The sequence below is a fragment of the Bacillus sp. LQ01 genome, from assembly GCF_057624735.1.
In genome coordinates, this window is record NZ_JBYEZL010000002.1 from 349,010 (window position 1) to 371,181 (window position 22,172).

The 22,172-nt window shown below is 36.6% G+C and carries 25 protein-coding genes and 2 tRNA genes; 23 read left to right on the forward strand and 4 right to left on the reverse strand.

What is annotated here, in order from left to right:
- Positions 1 to 58 precede the first annotated feature (58 nt).
- Together motA and motB are read left to right on the forward strand one after the other, a co-directional pair.
- Positions 59 to 853 carry a flagellar motor stator protein MotA gene (gene motA / locus AC22L0_RS14160; protein WP_000344853.1) on the forward strand — a complete coding sequence of 265 codons (795 nt, stop codon included), beginning with the start codon at positions 59 to 61 and terminating at the stop codon, positions 851 to 853.
- The gene (gene motB / locus AC22L0_RS14165; RefSeq protein WP_001256735.1) at positions 843 to 1,631 is read left to right on the forward strand and encodes a flagellar motor protein MotB; all 789 of its coding nucleotides are present in this window, start codon (positions 843 to 845) and stop codon (positions 1,629 to 1,631) included. Before motA ends, motB begins: the two co-directional genes overlap by 11 nt.
- Before the next feature lie 26 nt (positions 1,632 to 1,657).
- On the opposite strand, the gene AC22L0_RS14170 is transcribed toward motB, so the two are convergent.
- On the reverse strand, positions 1,658 to 2,485 hold the full coding sequence (locus AC22L0_RS14170; protein WP_000782768.1) for a 5'-nucleotidase, lipoprotein e(P4) family: 828 nt from the start codon (positions 2,483 to 2,485) through the stop codon (positions 1,658 to 1,660).
- 342 nt (positions 2,486 to 2,827) lie between these two features.
- On the opposite strand from AC22L0_RS14170, the gene AC22L0_RS14175 reads away from it, so the two are divergent.
- The 3 genes from AC22L0_RS14175 to AC22L0_RS14185 all read left to right on the forward strand — a co-directional run bounded on the left by AC22L0_RS14175 (position 2,828) and on the right by AC22L0_RS14185 (position 5,491).
- Positions 2,828 to 3,712: an ABC transporter ATP-binding protein gene (locus tag AC22L0_RS14175; protein WP_053514512.1), complete on the forward strand. Its 885-nt coding sequence runs from the start codon at positions 2,828 to 2,830 to the stop codon at positions 3,710 to 3,712.
- A gap of 2 nt (positions 3,713 to 3,714) precedes the next feature.
- Positions 3,715 to 4,941 carry an ABC transporter permease gene (locus AC22L0_RS14180; protein WP_087967258.1) on the forward strand — a complete coding sequence of 409 codons (1,227 nt, stop codon included), beginning with the start codon at positions 3,715 to 3,717 and terminating at the stop codon, positions 4,939 to 4,941.
- Positions 4,942 to 5,059: 118 nt separating this feature from the next.
- Entirely contained in the window at positions 5,060 to 5,491 is a 432-nt protein-coding gene (locus AC22L0_RS14185) for an Rrf2 family transcriptional regulator (protein ID WP_000512998.1), read from the forward strand.
- 60 nt (positions 5,492 to 5,551) lie between these two features.
- Here the strand turns inward: AC22L0_RS14185 and AC22L0_RS14190 are convergent, their stop codons facing one another.
- Together AC22L0_RS14190 and AC22L0_RS14195 are read right to left on the reverse strand one after the other, a co-directional pair.
- Positions 5,552 to 6,217 carry an aquaporin gene (locus tag AC22L0_RS14190; protein ID WP_000913213.1) on the reverse strand — a complete coding sequence of 222 codons (666 nt, stop codon included), beginning with the start codon at positions 6,215 to 6,217 and terminating at the stop codon, positions 5,552 to 5,554.
- Between the two features lie 143 nt (positions 6,218 to 6,360).
- Positions 6,361 to 7,326 (reverse strand): DMT family transporter, encoded by a 966-nt coding sequence (locus tag AC22L0_RS14195; RefSeq protein WP_001201627.1) that lies wholly within the window; start codon positions 7,324 to 7,326, stop codon positions 6,361 to 6,363.
- A gap of 100 nt (positions 7,327 to 7,426) precedes the next feature.
- Between AC22L0_RS14195 and AC22L0_RS14200 the strand changes: the two genes are divergently transcribed.
- A complete protein-coding gene (locus AC22L0_RS14200) occupies positions 7,427 to 7,999 on the forward strand; it encodes a helix-turn-helix domain-containing protein (protein ID WP_000661924.1) in 573 nt (190 codons plus the stop codon).
- Between the two features lie 61 nt (positions 8,000 to 8,060).
- Here the strand turns inward: AC22L0_RS14200 and AC22L0_RS14205 are convergent, their stop codons facing one another.
- Positions 8,061 to 8,246 (reverse strand): PspC domain-containing protein, encoded by a 186-nt coding sequence (locus AC22L0_RS14205; protein WP_000038411.1) that lies wholly within the window; start codon positions 8,244 to 8,246, stop codon positions 8,061 to 8,063.
- A gap of 183 nt (positions 8,247 to 8,429) precedes the next feature.
- On the opposite strand from AC22L0_RS14205, the gene AC22L0_RS14210 reads away from it, so the two are divergent.
- From AC22L0_RS14210 to AC22L0_RS14290, 17 genes are all read left to right on the forward strand, one after another.
- On the forward strand, positions 8,430 to 9,671 hold the full coding sequence (locus tag AC22L0_RS14210; protein WP_000219559.1) for an amidohydrolase family protein: 1,242 nt from the start codon (positions 8,430 to 8,432) through the stop codon (positions 9,669 to 9,671).
- Positions 9,672 to 9,768: 97 nt separating this feature from the next.
- Positions 9,769 to 11,064 carry a purine/pyrimidine permease gene (locus AC22L0_RS14215; RefSeq protein WP_002062437.1) on the forward strand — a complete coding sequence of 432 codons (1,296 nt, stop codon included), beginning with the start codon at positions 9,769 to 9,771 and terminating at the stop codon, positions 11,062 to 11,064.
- 165 nt (positions 11,065 to 11,229) lie between these two features.
- Positions 11,230 to 11,454, forward strand: coding sequence for a spore germination transcription factor GerE (gerE, locus tag AC22L0_RS14220; RefSeq protein WP_000659484.1), 225 nt, complete (start codon positions 11,230 to 11,232; stop codon positions 11,452 to 11,454).
- Positions 11,455 to 11,559: 105 nt separating this feature from the next.
- Complete coding sequence (locus AC22L0_RS14225) at positions 11,560 to 12,231, forward strand: type 1 glutamine amidotransferase domain-containing protein (protein ID WP_000919606.1); 672 nt, start codon at positions 11,560 to 11,562, stop codon at positions 12,229 to 12,231.
- Positions 12,232 to 12,506: 275 nt separating this feature from the next.
- Positions 12,507 to 13,316, forward strand: a complete 810-nt coding sequence (gene racE / locus AC22L0_RS14230; protein ID WP_000774005.1) for a glutamate racemase — start codon at positions 12,507 to 12,509, stop codon at positions 13,314 to 13,316.
- Positions 13,317 to 13,497: 181 nt separating this feature from the next.
- Positions 13,498 to 14,547: a spore germination protein GerM gene (gerM, locus tag AC22L0_RS14235; protein WP_001126746.1), complete on the forward strand. Its 1,050-nt coding sequence runs from the start codon at positions 13,498 to 13,500 to the stop codon at positions 14,545 to 14,547.
- Between the two features lie 131 nt (positions 14,548 to 14,678).
- Positions 14,679 to 15,416, forward strand: coding sequence for a ribonuclease PH (gene rph, locus AC22L0_RS14240; protein WP_001261765.1), 738 nt, complete (start codon positions 14,679 to 14,681; stop codon positions 15,414 to 15,416).
- Between the two features lie 11 nt (positions 15,417 to 15,427).
- Entirely contained in the window at positions 15,428 to 16,036 is a 609-nt protein-coding gene (locus AC22L0_RS14245) for an XTP/dITP diphosphatase (protein WP_140160746.1), read from the forward strand.
- Between the two features lie 13 nt (positions 16,037 to 16,049).
- Positions 16,050 to 16,553, forward strand: coding sequence for a metallophosphoesterase (locus AC22L0_RS14250; protein ID WP_000645505.1), 504 nt, complete (start codon positions 16,050 to 16,052; stop codon positions 16,551 to 16,553).
- Between the two features lie 108 nt (positions 16,554 to 16,661).
- Positions 16,662 to 16,735 (forward strand) — tRNA-Gly (locus AC22L0_RS14255).
- Position 16,736: 1 nt separating this feature from the next.
- A tRNA-Arg gene (locus AC22L0_RS14260) sits at positions 16,737 to 16,810 on the forward strand.
- A gap of 111 nt (positions 16,811 to 16,921) precedes the next feature.
- The gene (locus AC22L0_RS14265; RefSeq protein ID WP_048656474.1) at positions 16,922 to 17,920 is read left to right on the forward strand and encodes a tyrosine-type recombinase/integrase; all 999 of its coding nucleotides are present in this window, start codon (positions 16,922 to 16,924) and stop codon (positions 17,918 to 17,920) included.
- A 703-nt stretch (positions 17,921 to 18,623) separates the two neighbouring features.
- Positions 18,624 to 19,307: a hypothetical protein gene (locus AC22L0_RS14270; protein WP_048656473.1), complete on the forward strand. Its 684-nt coding sequence runs from the start codon at positions 18,624 to 18,626 to the stop codon at positions 19,305 to 19,307.
- Entirely contained in the window at positions 19,304 to 19,504 is a 201-nt protein-coding gene (locus AC22L0_RS14275) for a hypothetical protein (RefSeq protein WP_048656472.1), read from the forward strand. Before AC22L0_RS14270 ends, AC22L0_RS14275 begins: the two co-directional genes overlap by 4 nt.
- Positions 19,505 to 19,533: 29 nt before the next feature.
- Positions 19,534 to 19,722: a hypothetical protein gene (locus tag AC22L0_RS14280; RefSeq protein WP_001244914.1), complete on the forward strand. Its 189-nt coding sequence runs from the start codon at positions 19,534 to 19,536 to the stop codon at positions 19,720 to 19,722.
- Between the two features lie 161 nt (positions 19,723 to 19,883).
- Positions 19,884 to 20,735, forward strand: a complete 852-nt coding sequence (locus AC22L0_RS14285; RefSeq protein ID WP_048656471.1) for a hypothetical protein — start codon at positions 19,884 to 19,886, stop codon at positions 20,733 to 20,735.
- Positions 20,736 to 21,029: 294 nt separating this feature from the next.
- Entirely contained in the window at positions 21,030 to 21,398 is a 369-nt protein-coding gene (locus AC22L0_RS14290) for a hypothetical protein (protein WP_487272296.1), read from the forward strand.
- The last annotated feature ends 774 nt before the right edge of the window (positions 21,399 to 22,172 follow it).

Here is a 22,172-nt window from a genome sequence, read left to right on the forward strand (position 1 = left end):
AAGATGTAGCGATTATCGAGAATAGAGAACTTCTTGTATAGACTGGGAGTGAATGGGAATGGATTTTGCAACAATTATTGGACTTATTTTAGGATTTGTAGCAGTGGTAGTAGGGATGGTCGTCAAGGGCGCTGACATAACAGCCTTATTAAATCCTGCCGCAGCATTAATTATTTTTATCGGTACATTTGCTGCAGTATGTATTGCATTTCCGATGAATCAACTAAAAAGGGTTCCAAAACTATTTAAAGTTCTTTTTGGTTCAAATAAAAAGGATTTAAGTTATGAACAGTTGCTAGAATTATTTGTTCATTGGACATCTGAAAGTAGAAAATACGGTATTTTGTCTTTAGAGCAACAATTAGACAAAATTCAAGATGAATTTCTTTTGCGCGGTATGAAATTTGTGATTGATGGCGTATCCGCAGAAGATTTGGAGCAGATTTTGGAATCTGAATTAGAGGCAATTGAAGAAAGACATGCAAAGGGAGCTGCTATTTTTTCACAAGCTGGTACGTATGCACCGACATTAGGAGTTTTAGGTGCTGTTATCGGTCTTGTAGCTGCGCTTGGTAACTTAACTGATATTGAAAAGTTAGGTCATGCTATTTCGGGTGCGTTTATTGCAACGATTTTTGGTATTTTTTCAGGTTATGTATTATGGCATCCATTTGCAAATAAGTTAAAGCAAAAATCTTCAGCTGAAATTGAGAAAAAACGTTTAATCATTGATTGTTTATTAATGTTACAAGAAGGTACATATCCGTTTATTATGAAGAACCGCATTTTAGGTGCACTTTCTGCAACTGAGCGTAAAAAGCTAGAAAAAGGAGCAGAAAAAAATGCGGAGTAAGAAAAATAGAAGAGGCAAAAAGAAAAAACATGATGAGCATATCGATGAAACATGGTTAATCCCATATTCTGATATGTTAACGTTGTTATTTGCATTGTTTATCGTTTTATTCGCAATGAGTAGTATAGATGCTGCGAAGTTTAAACAGATGGCAGTTGCTTTTCGAAGTGAATTAGCTGGGGGAACAGGTAACAAAGAATTTTTAAGTGATCAAAAGCCAAATGATGAAAAAGAATTATCAGCAAGTAGCCTTGAGGCAGAACAAACAAAAAAACAAGAAGAAGCTAGAGCTAAAGAAAAAAAAGAGATGGATGAATTGAAAGCATTACAAAAAAAGATTGATCAATATATTAATGAAAAACAATTATCCTCTTCTTTTCAAACTAAATTAACTGAAAAGGGATTAATGGTGACAATATTAGAAAATATACTGTTTGATTCGGGGAAAGCAGATGTGAAATTAGAATCTTTAGGGATTGCAAAAGAGATGTCTAGCTTACTTGTTTCAGCGTCACCTCGTGAAATTACAGTATCGGGTCATACGGATAATGTCCCTATTGCCAATGCGCAGTTTGCGTCGAATTGGGAATTAAGTACGCAGCGGGCAGTTAATTTTATGCAAGTATTACTGCAAAATAAAGAATTACAACCAGAAAAATTTAGTGCGATTGGATACGGAGAATACCGTTCAATTGCTCCAAACGATACACAAGAAGGAAAGGCAAAGAATAGACGTGTGGAAGTATTTATCTTGCCTTTAACAGAGAAAGTAAAATAAAAGAGGATGGCGAATGCCATCCTCTTTTATTTTACTTCAAATGATTTTAAGTTGTCGCGACGGATTTTATCTTTTTCTGCATCTGATTTTTTGAAATCATAATCATATAAAGCGCCTTCCCAATCGCCATACATTGGATTCGGGAAAATAATGAATTTCTCACCAAATTGTGCTTTTGAATCTGCTACTGTTTGGTTACGATCTTTTACAGATTTTCCATCAAAACCTGTGAAATCAGATAAGTTATCACCGAAGAATAAGACAATATCATGAGTTTGAGAAACGAGTTCACGGCGTTTTTCTTTTCCTTTTTCTTTCGGATCTTGTAGTAATATATGTTCTTTCGTTGCTTGAGGAGCACCTACACGCTCAAGATTTTTAATTGTCGCATCTAGTTGATTCGTTTTACGATTTGAGATGTAGTAAATATCTACACCTTTAGACTCTGTATATTTTAAGAAATCAATTGCGCCTGGAAGGGCTTCAGCCTCAGCTTTGTTAATCCAATCATCCCATTTGTAAGGATAGCCTTTGCCTGTTTTTACGCTCATTGCTTGATGAGGACTGTTATCTAAAACAGTTTCGTCTAAATCAAGCACGATAGCAGGTTTTTTCTCTGTCCCTTTTGCAAGAATTGCATCAAGCTTTAATTGACCAATGTTGTACCCTTGGTAGTAAAGTGCTTTCGTTTCACCGGCTGTTTGATACCATAAATCAGCCATTAATTGTTGTTCTGTTAATTTTACTTTCTCTTCTTTTGCCACTGTTTTCTCTGGTGTTCCTGAACATGCTACAAGTGATGTAGATAGAACCGCTACAGATAATAAAGTGGTAATGCCCCTCTTCATCTTCATATGTATCCTCCTTGATGTTAGAAAATCATTTTATATTATATATTAAAATATAATATTTTTATATGAACATTTGCATATTGTCTTTTGTATATATAGTAGTATGTCCTATATTAGAAAGATGAGCAAAATAATAATAGTTGTTTTGACAATTTTTATTGTCGTAATGACAATTATAATTGACAAAAAGAACTTTGTTATTTACAATTTTAACTAAATAGAACAAATGATGGATTAATGACGATGTTTACATATAAGAGGATGAAGCGTGGTGCTATATTTTGTCTTGAATAAACATAGTCTTTGAAAGAGAGTACGAATGATACTAAAGGGGAGGCTTTATACTTGAGTTTACAAATTCAAAACTTAACGAAACAATTTGGGGAATCAAAAGCAGTTAACGGTTTGCAAATTTTGTTACCAAAAGGTGAAGTACTAGGGTTACTTGGACGAAATGGTGCAGGGAAAACAACAACAATCAAAATGCTTCTCGGATTATTAACGCCTAATGAAGGTTCGATTACATGGGATGGAAAAGCATTTGGAAATAGTGGTGTAACAATTGGGTATTTACCAGAAGAAAGAGGTTTATATACAAAAAGTAGAGTAATAGATCAGCTGCGATATTTTGGTAGATTAGAAGGAATGTCGAAGAAAGAAGTAGATCATGCTATTGATCACTGGTTAGAGCGTTTAGCGATACCAGAATATAAATTTAAAACGGCTGGAGAACTTTCAAAAGGGAATCAGCAAAAAATCCAATTAATTGCTGCTCTTCTTCATAATCCGGAACTTCTCATTTTAGATGAACCATTCAGCGGTCTTGATCCAGTTAATGCTGGGATGTTAGCTAGTATTATTGAAGAACAAGTACAGAGCGGAAAGACGATTATTTTATCAAGTCATCGTATGGAACAAGTAGAGGCTTTTTGCCAACATGTATGTATTTTGAAAAAAGGTGAAGCAGTCGTAAAAGGACAGCTAAGTGATATTAAGAAAGAATACGGTTTCCGTAATTTAACGATTGAAGATACAGTAGAGAATGAAAAGGGATTAGAAGCTATACATGTATCGTATGAAAAACAACAAGGCCTTCTTTATGTGAAAGTACAAGACGATGCGGAAGCTCTCAAGATTTTGCAACAGTTGCAAGAGCAAGGTGTTAGCTTACGACAATTCAAAATGTTAGAGCCGACGTTAAACGAAATCTTTGTAGAGAGGGCGAAATAACGATGCGTAAATTTTCTCACGTATTTTCATTTTATTTTAGGGAAGCATTTTTATCTAAAAAATCATTAATTACGAGTGCGATTTTATTTTTAGTTGTGTTTGGGATTTTTGCATTTAATCATTTTACTTCAGGCGATGATAAAAATAAGGATAAAGATAAAATTGCAGTTGTAGTAGAGAGTTCCACATATAAAGTACAAAAAGATGAGCTAAATAAGCTATTGCCATCAGCAAAAATAACAATTGGTTCAAAGGATGATTTTGATAAACTGCATAAGCAAGTAGAAGAAGGCGATTTAGATGGTCTATTCCATGTGACGGAAAAGGATGGGGCTCCATCGATTACATATATGTATAATGGATTTCCAAGCCAAGCAACTTCTGCAATTATGGCAGGATATTTAAAGCAACAATATACGATGGTGACGATTGCCAAAAATAATGTTTCACCAGAAATTGCACAGCAATTACAAACAGAAATTCAAGTAAAGCAAGAAGCGATAAAAGATCGTACATCTTCTTTCGGAATTGCCTATTTCTTTACATTTGCTTTATATATGTTTATTGTAGCGTTCGGAAATACAATCGCAATGAATATTGCATCTGAAAAGGCGTCACGTGTAATGGAAGTAATGCTTCCGAAAGTGAAGCCTCTTACGATGATGTATGCGAAAATTTTAGCGGTTGTTTCAACGGCATTATTGCAACTTGTCATATTGGCGTGTGGTTATCTTATTCCATATTTGTTAGGTTGGGTCGATTTAGAAAGTGCCTCACTATTTGGTATTCCAATTGACTTTACGAAATTAGATGTAAAGGTTATCAGCATGTTTCTTGTTTATTTCATTACGGGATATTTACTTTATGCGATGATGTATGCTGCTGCTGGAGCTGTCGTGTCTAAGACGGAGGATTTACAAGCTGTATCTTTCCCGGTAATGATTTTAATTATGGCTGCATTCTTTATTAGTATTAAATCATTAAGTGATCCGAATAGTACTATCGTCGTTGTAAGTTCTTACATTCCATTCTTTACACCGATGGTTACCTTCTCACGTATTGTAGCTGGTGAAGCAGGTATGCTAGAAATTACGATAACATTAGCAGTCTTATTGGCGACAATTGCGGTATTAAATGCTGTTACAAGCCGCATTTACGTAAACGGCGTAATGAATTACTCAGATAAAGTGAAATTTAAAGATTTAGCGAAATTTATAAAGCGTCAATAATGAGAGAAAAGCGTGATTTCTTATTGAAATCATGCTTTTTCTTTATGTATAAATTAAAAATAGTATATAATGATAAGAGTCGTCTTTTAATAGAATGAATAAAAAGGAGGGTGTGCAGATGGGGATTAGTAGTCGTTTTACAGTAGGTGTTCATATGCTGACATTACTTGCGATAGATCGAAACTCTCGCTGTACCTCTGAATGGATTGCCGGTAGTGTGAATACAAATCCAGTTGTGATTCGTCGCATTACAGGAATGTTGAAGAGAGCAGGACTTGTTGATGTACAAGCTGGTAAAGGTGGTACGACACTTGCTCGAGATTTAGAAGAAATTACATTACTTGATGTATATAAAGCAGTGGAAGTTGTAGAAGAAGGACAGCTATTTTCCTTCCATGAAAATCCCAACATTGAATGTCCAGTAGGAGCTAATATTCAATCAGTATTAGAAATTATTTTAATGCAAGCGCAAGAAGCGATGGAAAACGTACTTGCAAATGTAACGGTAGATCAATTAGTTACAAATTTAAAGTCTAAAATGAAAGAATAAAAAAAGCGAGCTTCCTCATAATGAGGGCTCGCCTTTTTTTATTCAGAAATATTGAAAATTCTATTTTTCAGTATTTAAAATGAATTTACCTACGATAGCTGCGAAGATACCACCAAGAATTGGTGCTACGATGAATACCCATAGTTGAGAAAGTGCTTCTCCACCAACAAATAAAGCTGGTGCGATACTACGAGCTGGGTTAACAGATGTTCCAGTTAACGGAATTCCTAATAAGTGAATTAAAACTAATGTGAAACCAATTACTAGTCCAGCTAAAGAAGAACTTCCTTTTTTACCTGTTACAGCAACGATAACTAAAATAAATACGAAAGTTAAAATGAACTCAACTAAAAATGCTCCAGATAAACCAAGAGTTCCGAAACCATTTTGTCCTAAATTATCTAAAGGTGTTTTAGCAGATTTTAAAATTGTTACTAACGTTGCAGTTCCTAATAAACCACCTAAAATTTGAGCTAATACATAATAACAAAGTTCCATAGCGTTCATTCGTTTGTTGATGAACATAGCTACTGATACTGCTGGGTTAATGTGACATCCAGAAATTGTTCCGATGCTATATGCCATAGCTACAATAGATAGACCGAAAGCCATAGCGATTCCTAATGTTCCAATTCCTTCAATTCCGCCGCCAGTGACAGCTACTCCAGTTCCGAATAATACAAGTACAAATGTACCAATAAATTCAGCGATTGCTTTTTTTAACATAATTTACCTCCTATTAATGCGCATGAAACGTATTATAACATAAGTTTTAGTATAAGCAGCCAATGAAATACTATTCTGATAAGGCGAAATAGGGGGACAATAAAAAAGAGTATGGTTCATCTCTATAGAACCATACCCTTTTTTTATGCTGATTTTTTCTGTTTAACGACTGGAACAGAACGGTTTAAAATACTATTTGCAACCATTCCTAATATGATAATAATCATTCCGATGAGAGAAAGTCCTCCAGGGAGTGAACCATTTAAGAAAATGATTTCTCCAAGTACGGTAAAGACCATCGTTCCAGCTTGTGTTGCTTCAACAGCTCCAAGTAGAGCGAGGTTATCTTTTGCTAAGTCAGTAGCAAAGAAAAATGTCATCGTTGCAATAACGCCGGAACATAATGCTAACAAAAATCCTTGAAGTATTTGGTTGGATGTTGGAATGCCAGTAGTAGAAAATCCGTATATACCAAGCAAGATTGTTATAGGAAGACTTCCAATTGCCATTCCTAATACACGTTGGAACGTATCAAGGCGTCCACCAACAAGCTCCATCATTTTTCGGTTACCGAACGGATATAAGAAAGCGGCTAATACGACAGGTAAAAAACCTGAAATGAACTGAGTCATTGTAATATGGCCTGCGGCAGTTGCTTGCATACAAATTACACCAAGTAAAATAAATAATGCAACATATAAGCTACGAAGTGGAATTTTTCCACGTACAAGTTTCGTACCTGATTTTGTTTCTATTTTCACGAAAAATAGTGGTGATAGTAGTAAACCAGCTAAAATCGTAACTTGCCAAGTTCCAGCAACGAGCCAAGCTGGAGAAAAGACAGCTGCGAAACTTAATAAAGAATAAAAACCAATACCGGCAACAGAACCCCATCCGATCCATGCCAATGGATGTTTTTTTAACTCTTCCCATAATCCCCTAAAGTTTTTGCGAAATAAAACGATAAGGAATAAAATAGGAAGAGCAAATAAAAAACGGAAGGAAGCTGTCCAAGCCCAGCTCGTTCCAGATACATTCATTGCTCTATTAATAATAAAGGTTGCAGAAAAAAAGGCCGATGATAAAAGACCTAATAAAATTGCGCGCATGAAGTATAACACTCCTTTCGAAAATAAATAATTATGTATAGTATGATATACTTTTAATTATTAAAAGTAAACTATTTTATACTTTAAGGTGGTTTTATATATGAAAGAAAATGAAGATATGCAAACGAAAGAAGTCATTCAACAAGTTGGACAGTTATTGAGACAAATTCGAAATGAACAGAAATTAAGTTTAGAAGAATTAGCTCATAAAACAGGAGTTAGTAAATTAACATTAGGAAAGATCGAAAGAGGGGAAACAAATCCGACACTAGCTGTCATTTGGAAAATAACGAAAGGGTTATCAATTCCTTTATCCAGATTAATGGTTGTTGGAGAACCTGTAGCTGTTGCGCGCTGTGGAGAAGGATTTGCAGTAGATGAAGGACAAGCGTGGCATTTAGAAACGATGTTCCGTTATACGAAAGAAACAGGGATGGAAATGCACCGTGCTTGTTTACGATCAAATAGTATATATGAGCCAGAAGCTCATCATGAAGGTGCGATTGAGCTTGTAACGGTAATGAAAGGGAAAGTGTCTATTCAAGTGGAGAATGATGTATACGAATTAAATGAGTTTGATTCCATTCAATTTGAAGCGAATAAGAAGCATATTTATAAAAATGAAGAAGAAGAAGTAGCGGTATTACATTTAACGATGAAATATTCTTCATGAAAAAATCACCTATAGGATTCTATAGGTGATTTGCTCTTCTTAAGTATGTGAAATAATGCCGTTAGTACGAACGTGGCATAAGTAATAAACAAATGAAATAAACTAAAAATCCTGTCCCAAAACATAAAACAGCAATAACCCAAATGATACGAATAAGAGTAGAGCTAATATCAAAATATTCTCCTAAACCACCACATATACCAAATAGCATTTTATCAGTTTCGGATTTACATAACTTTTTTGACATATTCCAATCAACTCCTTTTTATATCAAACTGCATACTTTTATTCTATATGGAAATTTATGAGAAGACTATGGGGTTGTATTACATTTTTTTGTGAGAAGTGATCGTATTAATTGTCTTAATTTTCAGTGGATATTAAACTTGTAGTTATGAGGTGATTTTTAATAAAGGGTGGGGAAATAGAGATGACAGTATATTGGTTGACTAACGTAATGCTTGAATCAGGATATACATATGAAGAAGAGAGAATTTCACAAACAGAAACAGAATTATGCAGTTTACTTATTGAAGATGGTCGAATTAAAAAAATTATAAAAGGGATTGTTCAAGAGGAAGATATAGTAACTTTTGATGCTAAAAACTTATTAATGTTGCCAGCTTTCAAAGAGATGCACATTCACATTGATAAAACATATTATAGTGGCCCATGGAAAGCTTGTATGCCAGCAGAAAGTATTTTTACACGTTTTAATGAAGAAGAAAAAATTTTACCAAAGCAATTAGCGACTGCCCAAAATAGAGCGGAAAATATGCTAGAGTTACTACTGCAAAATGGTGCAACGAATATTAGAACGCATTGTAATGTCGATCCGATTATTGGGCTTGGTAATCTGGAGGCGACGTTAGCGGCATTAGAAACATATAAAAATCGAGTGTCTAGTAGAATTGTTGCGTTTCCGCAACATGGATTATTGCGCAGTGATTCTGTGCAACTCGTGAAAGATGCGATGCGTATGGGTGCTCATCTAGTCGGAGGAGTAGATCCAGCTACAGTAGATAATGACATTGAAAAGTCATTACATACAATTATGGATATCGCAGTAGAATTTAATGCGGATGTTGATATTCATTTGCACGATGCGAATAATCTTGGAACGTTTACGATGAAGAGATTGGCAAGTTTAACAGAAGAAGCAGGATGGCAAGGCCGTGTAACGATTAGTCATGCACTTGGACTTGGTGGTGTTACTGATAAAGAGGCTGAAGAAGTGGCAGAAAGACTCGCAAATGTAAATATTGATATTACTTCAACAGTGCCAATTGGTAAACAAGTAATCCCAATTCCGTTATTAGATAAAAAAGGTGTTAAGGTTGCATTAGGCAATGATAGCATTACAGATCATTGGTCACCGTTTGGAACAGGTGATATGCTTCAAAAGGCGAATCGATTAGCAGAGCGTTTTGGGTGGAGTGACGAAAGGTCTTTAGGAAAAGCACTCCGCTTTATTACAGGAGGAAAAGAAACGTTAAATAATGAAGGGAAGCGAGTATGGCCGAATGTAGGGGATGAAGCGAGCTTTGTTTTGACGAATGCGACATGCGCTGCTGAAGCAGTAGCGCGTCAAACAGAAAAACGTTTAGTCGTGTATAAAGGAAATATTGTTGTTGGAAGTTTAAATGAGGTGGAATTAAATAATCTTGTGTAGAAGAATCGTTTAAATATTTTGAGGAGGGTTCTAATGGTGAGTATAGAACTCTTCTTTTTTATTCTTACAATATATTTTTATAGGAAAGCTAGAAGGGATGAAAAAATTGGACAATCAACATAACCAAAATCATATTATGGGAACTTTGCAATGGTTTATATTTTTATTAGCAAATTCAATCGCACTACCAATTGTCGTTGGCGGATTATTTCATCTTACGACGGAAGAAATATTTTATTTAATGCAGCGTACGTTTTTTGTAGTTGGTATATCTTCTTTTTTACAAGGGTGGCTTGGGCATAGACTGCCAATTGCGGATGGGCCGGCTGGATCTTGGGTTGGTGTATTTACCGTACTTGCTTATGCAACGGCCGGACAGGATCAATTACATAGTACACTGCAAATTTTAGAATTAGGAATGATAATCTCCGGTGTTATTTTAATAGGATTAGGAGTAACTGGTTTTATAGGACGTATTTTATTTTTATTTACGCCGCTTGTGACAGGGACGTTTTTACTTTTATTATGTTTACAATTAAGTGGTGTATTTTTAAAAGGAATGTTAGGAATTACAGCTACTATTTCTCAAATCGACGGATTTACAGCAATGATCGCGTTTAGTATATTTCTGTTCGTTATTATACTATCTAATTTTGGAAAAGGCTTTGTCAAAAGTTATGCAGTTTTAATAGGATTAATTAGTGGGTGGATTATTTTTCTCATTGCAGGAAAAGTGACAATCCCATCTCAAGTAACTCATTTTGTGCAACTTCCACATATATTTGCTTGGGGACTTCCAAAATGGAATACAGGTATGGCTGTATCAAGTTTCGTTATGGTATGTATTTTAGTTTCGAATACGGTGGCAGCTATTATAGCAATTAATCAAGCAACTATTCATAAAGCGACTATTGAACAAAAACAGTTGAAAGATGGAACATGGGTTGGGGGGATTTCACATCTCATCTCTTCTGTATTTTCAACTGTAGGTGTCGTTCCGTTACCAGCAACGGCAGGATTTATACGTTTAACAAAACAAAAGTATATACGATCGTTCTTAATGGCATGTGCGTTACTAGTCGTAATGTCTCTTTTTCCAAGTATTATTCGTTACTTAGCATCTTTACCATCAGCTGTTGCATCGGCTGTTTTAATGGCTTCGTTCGTACAGTTAATTGGAATTGGATTTAATAATATAAAACAAGTGCCGATGAGTGAAAGGAATGTAACGATCTTAGGCGTTGCAGTATTATTTGGCAGCGGCGTAATGTTTTTACCGTCTGGAGCACTCCAATCCTTGCCGTCTATTATGCAATATATATTCGGTAATGGTTTATTTGTAGGTACGGTTGTAAGTATATTGCTAGAACAAATATGGCGCGTTGGAAAGTAAGTGGATAAAAAGAGTGTACGCACTGTATAAAAGTCTAAAATAACATAGGAAATAAAGCCCATTTTTATTCACCACCTGCACATTTCGTTCATACAATATCTTGACTAAATAAACACCCAACTTACACATACACAGCTCTGGCTTAAGCAAGGAGGGTTATACCAGTTGAAGGAAAAAGCGTATCAATCTAAACCTTTACTCACAAAGAGAGAGAGAGAAGTATTTGAATTGCTGGTTCAAGATAAAACAACGAAGGAAATTGCAGGTGAACTTTTTATAAGTGAAAAGACAGTTCGCAACCATATCTCAAACGCAATGCAAAAGCTAGGGGTTAAAGGACGTTCACAAGCAGTTGTGGAGCTTCTTCGTATGGGAGAGCTCGAATTATAAGAAAGCAGCCGACTTTTATATAAAAGTCGGCTATTTTTTGTTTGCTTCACTTGCTATATGAATGATAAGAACACTCCATACATAAATAGGTAATAAGGAGGGGATATGTTGAAAAGGATACTGTTAGTTTCAACAAGTGCTCATGATATGAATGGACACCCGACTGGTTTGTGGCTGGAAGAGCTCGCAGCTCCTTATCATGTATTTAAAAAGGCTAAGTTTGATGTTGATATTGTGTCAATAAAAGGTGGGAGAGTACCTATAGATAGAGTGTCTATTCCGAATGGTATACCTCGCGAATTCAAGCATGTAGCTTCTTTATTGCAAAATACGAGGCCGATTTCAAATGTTCATTTTTCGGATTATGATGCGGTTTTATTTGGTGGTGGGCACGGGGCGATTGTAGATTTTCCAGGTAATCCATATGTAGTAAATTTGATTGAGAATATGTATAACAATAACCGGATTGTAGCGGCTGTTTGTCACGGAGTAAGCTCCTTAGTCGGTGTGAAAAATCAGGATGGCTCGTTTTTTGTTGCGGGTAAGCGTATAACAGGTTATACAAACGATGAAGAAAGAGCTGTACATTTAGAAAAGCGCGTTCCGTTTTTGCTAGAAAGTAAGTTGAAAGAAGAAGGAGCTTTGTTTTATGTAGCCCCCAATTTTACGCCGCATGTAGTAGTAGATGGTCATTTAATTACAGGACAAAATCCACAGTCTAGCGTGGAAATAGGTAAGGCTATAAAAAGGGCTGTAAATAAATTATCGTCATTTTAATTTCTGCTCATTTCTTCTTATTAATGGGAATGTCTTCTTTTCAAAAAAAGATGGAGCAATGAATATGCACTTTATATAGAAGAAACCGACTTTCTTATAGAAGGTCGGTTATTTTTCTATCTTGCAAATTACGAAAAAAAGGAGCAAAATAAAAAAGGTCCTAGTCTATACATGGGAAAATGAAAATTTTCATACAGAAGCATTTGAAGTGAGCGAACTTAAAGTGTGTAAAATATAATGATAAGCATAAAAGATGATGAATGAGAAAACGGGTGATGAAGTTGAATAGAGCAATCGGTGTTATCGATTCAGGAGTTGGCGGTTTAACAGTAGCAAAGGAATTAATTCGTCAGTTGCCGAAAGAGCGTATCATATATTTAGGAGATACAGCACGTTGTCCTTATGGTCCACGTTCTCGAGAAGAAGTACGTCAATTTACGTGGGAAATGACGGAGCATTTACTAGATTTAAATATTAAAATGTTAGTTATTGCGTGTAATACAGCAACTGCAGTTGTATTAGAAGAGATGCAAAAACAATTACCAATTCCAGTAGTAGGAGTTATTCACCCAGGATCACGTACAGCTTTAAAAGTGACAAACACGTATCACGTTGGGATTATTGGAACGATTGGAACGGTGAAAAGTGGTGCATACGAAGAGGCGTTAAAGTCTATTAATAACCGTGTTATGGTAGAAAGTTTAGCTTGTCCACCTTTCGTTGAACTTGTAGAGAGTGGGAATTTCGAAAGTGAAATGGCGTATGAAGTTGTAAGAGAAACGCTGCAACCACTGAAAAGTACCGATATTGATACACTTATATTAGGGTGTACACATTATCCGATTTTAGGACCTGTTATTAAAAAAGTAATGGGAGATAAAGTGCAACTAATTAGTTCTGGTGATGAAACAGCACGTGAAGTAAGTACAATCTTATATCATAGTAAAATGTTGAATGAAGGAGAAGAACAAAGCGATCATCTCTTCTTAACAACAGGAAAAATAGGCTTGTTTAAAGAAATTGCATCAAAATGGTTCGGTCAACCGATTGAAAATGTGAAGCATATTCATTTAGAAAAAGAATAATAGTAGAATTTATATAAGTGAGCTCCTGAGAAATCAGGAGTTTTTGTTTTATCTTGCTATTTGCTGGGTAGTAAGCCCCCTGCTGATTAAAGTTTCAATTTATAAGAGGCACAGCTTGTTCTAAAACGTGAAACAGCTCGTATACATAATAGTACAAACTTAGATTTTAGGGGGGAATGGCATGCCTAAATCCACTTTTAAATGGGTTGTTGGTGCTACTGTGAGCGCTGTTTTACTAACAGGGTGTGGCTTTATAAATCAAGAGAAAGCAACTGAACAAATTGATCCGCCAAAACAAGTTACGTATACAGAGGGTGGGAAGAAAGAAGTAGCTAAAAAAGATAAGCAAGGGCAAATGGTAAATAGAGAACTATACCTTGTTGATAAAAATGGTTATGTTGTACCACAAACGTTAGCTATACCTACTCCGAAAGCAAATGAGACTGTGAAGCAAACGTTAGAATACCTTGTGAAAGATGGACCGGTAACGAATTTATTACCGAATGGGTTTCGTGCAGTCATTCCGGCGAATACAACGATGACCTTAGATTTGAAAAAGGACGGAACGGCAGTTATTGATTTCTCTAAAGAAATGAAAAACTATGCGAAAGAAGAAGAGCGTCAAATCGTTGAATCTATAGCTTGGACGTTGACGCAATTTACAGAGATAAAACAAGTGCAGTTCCAAATAAATGGTGAGAAATTGGCAAAGATGCCGGTTGGTGGTACACCGCTTGGTGAAGGAGTGAGCCGTGCAAATGGTATTAACTTCGATGATGAACAAGTAGCAGATGTAACAAATACAAAACCAGTCACACTGTATTTTATGGCGCAAAATAATAATAAACAGCAATACTACGTACCAGTCACACGCCGCGTTGCGGAAGGTAAAGAAAATGACTATGCAGCAATTATAGATGAACTTGTAAAAGGTCCGATCCATCAATCGCTCCTGAATGATTTTAATCCAGGCGTTAAGCTTATTACGAATCCGAAATTACAAGACGGAAACCTTACATTAAACTTTAATGAAAATATATTTGTAAACCCAGATAAAAATATGATTTCAAATTACGTATTGAAGTCGTTAGTTTTATCTTTAACAGAAAAGAAAGGTGTGAAAAATATTTCTATTGAAGTAAATGGAAAAGCAAATCTTATAGATGAAAAGGGCGGAAAGTTAATAAAACCTGTAGATCGTCCAGAAAACGTGAATACAGGTAGTTTTTAATCGTCAATAATTTGATATACTTAAGTAAGAAAGAGGAATTGCTTTTTGGGTTCCTCTTCTTTTATTGTATACATATCATACATTTAAATTTGGCTATACTAACGAGTAGTAATTAAGAGGAGGTTATTTTTATGCGAGTAGATGGTAGAGAGAAAACAGAATTACGCCATATACATATTCATACGAATTATTTAAAACATCCAGAGGGATCTGTATTAATTGAAGTTGGGGATACAAAGGTGATTTGCTCAGCAACAATTGAAGAGCGTGTCCCGCCATTTATGCGTGGAGAAGGAAAAGGATGGGTAACAGCTGAATACGCGATGATTCCACGTGCGACAGAACAACGTACAATTAGGGAGTCAAGTAAAGGGAAAGTAACAGGACGTACAATGGAAATCCAGCGCTTAATTGGACGAGCATTACGTGCGGTAGTTGACTTAGAAGCGCTTGGTGAGAGAACGGTTTGGATTGATTGTGATGTTATTCAAGCGGATGGTGGAACGAGAACAGCTTCTATTACAGGTGCATATGTAGCGATGGTATTAGCGTTTGAGAAGTTATTACAAGCAGAAAAAGTATCTAAAATTCCAGTAAAAGATTATTTAGCAGCAACGTCAGTAGGGATTGTTGAAGAACAAGGTGTTGTTTTAGATTTAAACTATGCAGAAGATTCTAAAGCAGACGTTGATATGAACGTGATTATGACTGGAAAAGGCCAGTTTGTTGAAGTGCAAGGAACTGGAGAAGAAGCGACGTTTAGTAGAGCGCAGTTAAATGAACTACTTGATGCAGCAGAACAAGGCATTTTCCAACTGATTGATATGCAAAAAGAAGCTTTAGGTGACATCGTATCTCATATAGAGTAGAGGTGGAAAGTATGAAACAAGTTGTTGTAGCGACAAAAAATATGGGGAAAGTACGTGAGTTTGCTGAGTTATTTGAGCGATTTGATTTAGAAGTGAAATCATTACACGATTTTCCTCATATTGAAGAAGTCGAAGAAACTGGTGAAACATTTGAAGAAAATGCGATCTTAAAAGCGGATAGTTTGAGTAGACAGTTGAATGCAATTGTAATTGCGGATGATTCAGGTCTTATTGTAGATGCGTTAAACGGCAAACCAGGCGTGTATTCAGCTCGTTTTGCTGGAGAGCCGAAAGATGATCAAGCGAATATTGATAAAGTGTTACAAGAATTAAATGAAGTAGCGTTTGAAAAGCGTAAAGCTCGTTTCTATTGTGCATTAGCAGTTGCTTTCCCTGAAGATGATAAAAAGCCTGTCATTGTAAACGGGACATGTGAAGGATTTATTTTAGAACAACGCCGCGGGGAAAACGGCTTTGGATATGATCCGATTTTTTATGTGGAAGAATATAAAAAAGCGATGGCGGAACTAAGTTCAGATGAGAAAAATGCTATTAGCCATCGTGGCCGTGCTCTTCGTAAATTAGAAGAAAAAATCCCGGAATGGTTTTTAGGAGAATAAGGGAGAGAGAATGATGAAAGCTTTAATCGTAAGTGATAGTCATAGCTCTGTGAAGGAATTACAGCAGTTGAAAGAGAAATATGAAGGGAAAGTAGATATCATGATTCATTGCGGTGATTCAGAGCTAACGCCTGCTCATGAAGAACTGCAAGGTTTCCGTGTTGTAAAAGGAAACTGTGATTATGCTAACTTTCAAGATGAAATTGTAACTGATGTAGATGGAATTCGCTTCTTAGTTGTGCATGGACATCGCCATAATGTGAAAATGACATTACAAACGCTAGCGTACCATGCTGAAGAAGTGGGAGCGCAAGTTGCATGCTTTGGACATTCTCACGTATTAGGTGCGGAATTAATCGAGGGCGTTTTATTTATTAATCCAGGCAGTATTTTATTACCACGTCAGCGTGTAGAAAAGACATTTGCTTTATTAGAAATGGATGAAAATCAAATGGAAGTTCGTTTTGAAACGTTAGACGGACAACTAGTTGAACAAGCAGTTTTTAAAAGAGGATAAGAAAATTTATCCTCTTTTAAAAAAGGTGTTGACTTTATGTGTGGTTATACATATAATAAATATTGTCGATAGGGCAACGGCGCTAACGAAGAAAAGAAAATAACATATGCGGGTGTAGTTTAGTGGTAAAACAAGAGCCTTCCAAGCTCTGGTCGAGAGTTCGATTCTCTTCACCCGCTCCATGTCCCAGTAGCTCAGCCGGATAGAGCATACGCCTTCTAAGCGTACGGTCGGGAGTTCGAATCTCTCCTGGGACGCTAACAAAACCTTTTGCGGTGACGTCAAAGTCCGCAATATATAAGCTCTCTAATTCGTAAGTTGAATCGTACAATGTGCGGTCGCTAACGAGTTAGGGGGCTTATTTTTTTATGTCTAAAAGACGTGATTCTTTAACGATTAGTGAGGATTTATCGAATGTTTTTGGCGATAGATTGAAAAGCGATCAGCGAAAGAAAGAGACCGCAGAAAATCGTTATACGTTCAATTTAACAATCGACAAAGCGCTCGAGATAATTGTGCGTCAAATGAAAGCGACAGGCTTACGCGAGCGTACGATAAACGATTATTACATACACGTTAGTCATTTTGCGAAAATAACAGACACGCACTATATAGAAGAGTTGAACGTTAATCATATTTACGAGTGGTTGTCGTCTATGAATGTTAGTAATCAAACGAAATTAACTCGTTTGAAGTGTCTAAAGGCATTTCTAGGACGTTGCCATGATAATGGATGGATTGATATTAACTTTTGGCGCAATGTGAAGATAAAGGTGGATACGCCTGTTAAAGAAGGTGCGACAGACCGTGAAATTAATATCTTGTTATCGGTACTCGACTTAACACGATTCTTAGATTTACGAGATGCTACCGCTATCTTACTTATGTATCAGACGGGGATACGTGTCGGCACATTGGCGCAACTCGAACATAAACACGTCGATTTAGAAGCGAAAGTATTGAGTGTTGATGGCGGTATTATTAAGAATCATGAATCCATATATTTGCCGTTTGACGACGCTCTCGCAAGATTATTAGATGTTCTTATGAAACAAAACGAAATCATTCGCAGAGAGTACCAAGCGAAAAATGATTATCTCTTTATTACGAAGAGCGGTGGAAGTGTTTTAACTAGTCCGACGAATAACATTATATCAAAACGAATGACTAAACATGCGAAGGAATACGGGCTTAAAAATATTAATCCGCACGCCATACGTAGAGGTTTTGCGAAGAATCTCTTAAAGAAAGGTGCAAATGTCGCGCTGATATCAAAGGCGCTAGGGCATAGTGATATATCCGTTACAACGCGTTATCTGCATTTAGATAAAAACGAAGTGGCGGAAAGTCTACGAAATTTCTTGTAAATAAAAAGTCCCCGACGGCAATCGGAGACTCAAAACATACACAAATCAAACTAAATACAGGACAAGCCGTATCAGTCCGAATTTCTACCTTCATTCTATCGAAAAAAATCGAGGATTGCAAGGTGTCTTTAGTGATGTCTTTTTTAGGTACTGATGCGGTAGTAAGTTGAAAAGCGGAAGCCGTACCGCTTAAAAAACGTAAAAGGTGAGCGAGAGCCGACGCAAATAAATCAGCGCTATACAATCAACATGTATCCCCTTCCGCATGCGTATAGGCTAGGTGATTGCGACCATAAACGGCAAGGAGTGGCAATACGTTGTTCTAAGGAGCAGGGTGTACTATCGGGCTTAATCGTAAGATTGAGCACATATTGGGACGTATGGATATGAGATAGTGTGTGCGAAAGTGCAGGGACGGAAGGGGCGTTACTACGATACACTACAAGCGATCCGACGCTAGTAAAACGCCTTACCCCTTATTTGCATAGATACTACGAAATTATGACAAAGTTTAACCGCTTTGTTATTTTTTTATCGATGCCAATAGGGGTGAAAACTGCGCCCAACTCAACCTAGCTTCGCTCACCTCGGCTAGTCGGTGTCCACCAATCGTCAATAGCATCAATCCAATATTGAACGCCACTAGCGGAAGTGAGTTGAATATCGGAGGATGCAGGTGCTATAAGAGGTGGAAGACTTACGTATGGAAAGCAGACTTACTATAAGACGATACGCAAATAAAGACGAGGACACAAACGAAACATTAAATAGAATAGCGATACTAGCTAAAGAAGAAGTGGAAGATTATTACACTGGAATATGCGATAATAAGTATGTAGAAAAAATTGAAGCGCACTACATACCGTTAATAGAGCACCTAGCCAACGATAACTGGCATAAGATGAATAACGAAGTACACTTTATAGACGATTGTTTCCGTAGAATAAGATATGCGATTAGAACGTTTGATATAAATAAGGGCGATTTCGATAAGAGAGTTAAGAGTTTTATTTATCAAGCATTACGTAAATATTGCGGAGAAAGAGGAAAAAGAAGAACGGTACTAACACTTATAAGTGATATTAACGTACTTGAAACGCTAGAGGGTTGTACAGAAACTGCGGAAGAGGAAGCGATCTGCAATATAATGACTAACCGAGATACTTACGCAAAGCTATATGAAAATATATGCAAGAAGAAAATAGATTTTATTGTACTAGATACTATGATACATACGGCAGAGCATAACGAAAAGGTTACGGAGGTTGCGATTTCTAGAGCATTATCGAAGAAGACGGGGCGATCATTTGATTCCGCTAGAAGTACGATAAGAAGCTTTAAGGAGAGACTGCGTAAAAGAAATATTAGAAAGGAAGATAGGGCGTGAAGGATAGAAAGAAAGAGAAAAATACAAGGGCGAACCTGTTAATAGTTGCATTTGTATTGCTGGTTGTTACAAATATAATCGGAAACGCCATTATAGGTGGGCTAGCAGTATTGTTTGCGATGGCTGTAGTCGCATCGCTTATTACTGCGAGAATAGGGGACTTTAGGCGGAAGAGAAAAGAAGAAGAGGACGTATAAAGATTCGGAAAAGATGGAGGAATTATGCTATGAGGAATAAGCGTAAAGAGAGATATTTAATTATATTCGCATTTTTATTTATGTGCGCAGCGAAGGCATTCGGCAACCTATATGTAGCAGCATTCGGTGTTGTATTTGGATTATCGGTAGGTTTGGCGTGTGTTACTGAGATGGTTGGCGATTTTATACGCAAGAGGAAAGGAGAGGGAGACGCCTGATGAATTGATTTAATAAAGATTGTGGTGGAATAATACATAAAGGGTAATATCGAAGTATGTTACGTATGGGAATTTGAGTGTCCTTTTTGAAATCTACTATTAATATATAACGAATTAAAATAGGTTGATTGATATGCATTAAAATACACGGGGGAATTACTATGAAGCCATTGAAGAAAGTAGTTTTATTAGGTGTGGCGACAATGTCAATCTTTAGTGCTTGCTCTACGAAAGAAAAAGCGGATTATGAGCCATATAAGAAACACGAATCTGTTGAAACTGCGCAAGGAGAAGAGGAAACATCCAATCCGACCAAGGTCGAGAAGGTTGAAGAAGAACCTACGAAGGATGAGAAGCCGCAACAATTGGAGGAATCAACGAAGGAAGATGTGGAGATTAACGACAGACGTCCATATTATAAAGATGCAAATAACGACGCGCCAACCGTATCACTAGAACAGTATGACGGCATCAAGGTCGGAATGTCTGCGAATAAAGTCAAGGAGATAGCGGGAACGCCTAGATTCATCGAGAAATATAAGTCGTTCTCTATCTACGGATATTTAGGGCGTGGTGGAGAAGGCACGATGACTATAACGTTTAATCCTGATGGTAGTGTAACGAAGAAAGAGCAAGATGGTCTTAGAAATACTCAAGTTAATGAAAATAGTTCAACTGGTAATGGTGACCGTAATTCTAAACCTGCTACGAAATCTAGTACTAAAATTCCGAACGATTATTGCGGACACGGACACGATGAAACGAAGGAACCAGAGCATGACTGCGATAAGATTATTGATGAAGAGGCACACCGAAGACATCTAGAGCAACAGGAAAGAGAATATGAAGAACAGCAACGTAAGGAAGCGAAAAAGTACCAAGATGAAATGACCGAGGAAGATAAGGCGAGAATCCTACGTCAAGAAAAACGTTGGAATACGCCTAGCGGTGGTATTGGCGCTACTTGGCAAGATGAAATGAAGGAGATGGAAGAGAAGGAAGATGCGCGTTAAAGCTAGATTTAGTAAAGAAGGCGCATTAGAAAAGCGTTAGAAAAAGAGTTTACTATTGTTACGGTTAATTTATACGGAAACGATACGCCGAGGAATTCGTTAGAATTGTTACACTAAAGAAAAGTGGAGCGAAGAACAGATTCACATAATATGCGATGAGTATAACGAAGGGTACGAAGCCGACCGCATTAATATGAGTTTGGTTGAATGGTTGTCACGTCAAGGTGTGGGATTTACTATATTTTAAGCTATAGCGGAATAGATGCTGAATAGGAAAGTAAAAACTGATTGAGAATGAAACGACAAAGGAGTGGCAAAATGTATAAACCTGCTGAAAGTTTTGCGGAACTGAAAGATTGGTATATTGATGTTGAGAAACTATCAACTTTAGTTGAGTATCACGCATTTAATGGGCGGACTATTAGGGTCGCGAAGATATCGGACGGTGTCGACCGTATGGTGATAGCGTTAAAGGAAGAAGGCGGAAAAATCGTTCTTGACCGTAGTAGAAATGGTTCGATTAATACGAAGTATATTGCAGTAACGCTCGAGGAATTAGCGCAATTATTAGGCTCTATTGGAGTCGGTATCGAAGGCAGACGCCAGCGGGAATTGTTCCAAATGGCAGTAAGAGAGGAAGCGGAACGACGTCGCTTTATATAAATTAATAACTAATCACAATTGCGGAAATCGAGGTGGAAATATCCAAATGCGTAAAGGTAAACAAAAGTAAGTTACATTAATATCCGCAATTTTAACGTCTGTTTTCGTCTTCTTATCGATAGTTAACTGTTGTAATGAATATATTTGCTATCATGTAATAACATACGTACTTGTGGCGTTGCCTGTTTCGGATATGATCGCTGATTTTATATGAAACAGAAAAGAAGTACGTGAGTAATTGTAACAGAACGTAGGTGACGCAAACAGAACGATAGCCACGGCAATTGCGTCGGCGCATGTGCAATGTTAGTTGTTGTTAAGTTGTTGTTATTTGAATGTTTTGTATTGAAATGTTGCTTATAGCAACGTTATAATAGAGATAGTTGTACTGGAATCAAACTAAAATCCGAATTAAATCGGAACTTAATCAGATTTTATTCAGAACTTAGTCAGAATAAAATCAGACTAGAAGAATAGTTATTACTATTTAAAGGAATACTATATAAAGAAAAAAGCCTTTTAGTGCGCCAACACTGAAAGACTTTCAATAAAAATATTACTTTTTTCCTTTGCTCATGTTAATCATTCCCATAACGACCATGAGTAAGGAACAAACCGCAGTAACGGTGATAGCATCCATGTATGTATTCACCACCTTACGAAGCTTGTCGTACTACCAATACGACGGGCTTTTTTCGTATATTCGTATTATAACCCAACTTGGTTATAGATTCCAAAAGTTATTTTCTATACAAAAAACTAAATCTTTATTTT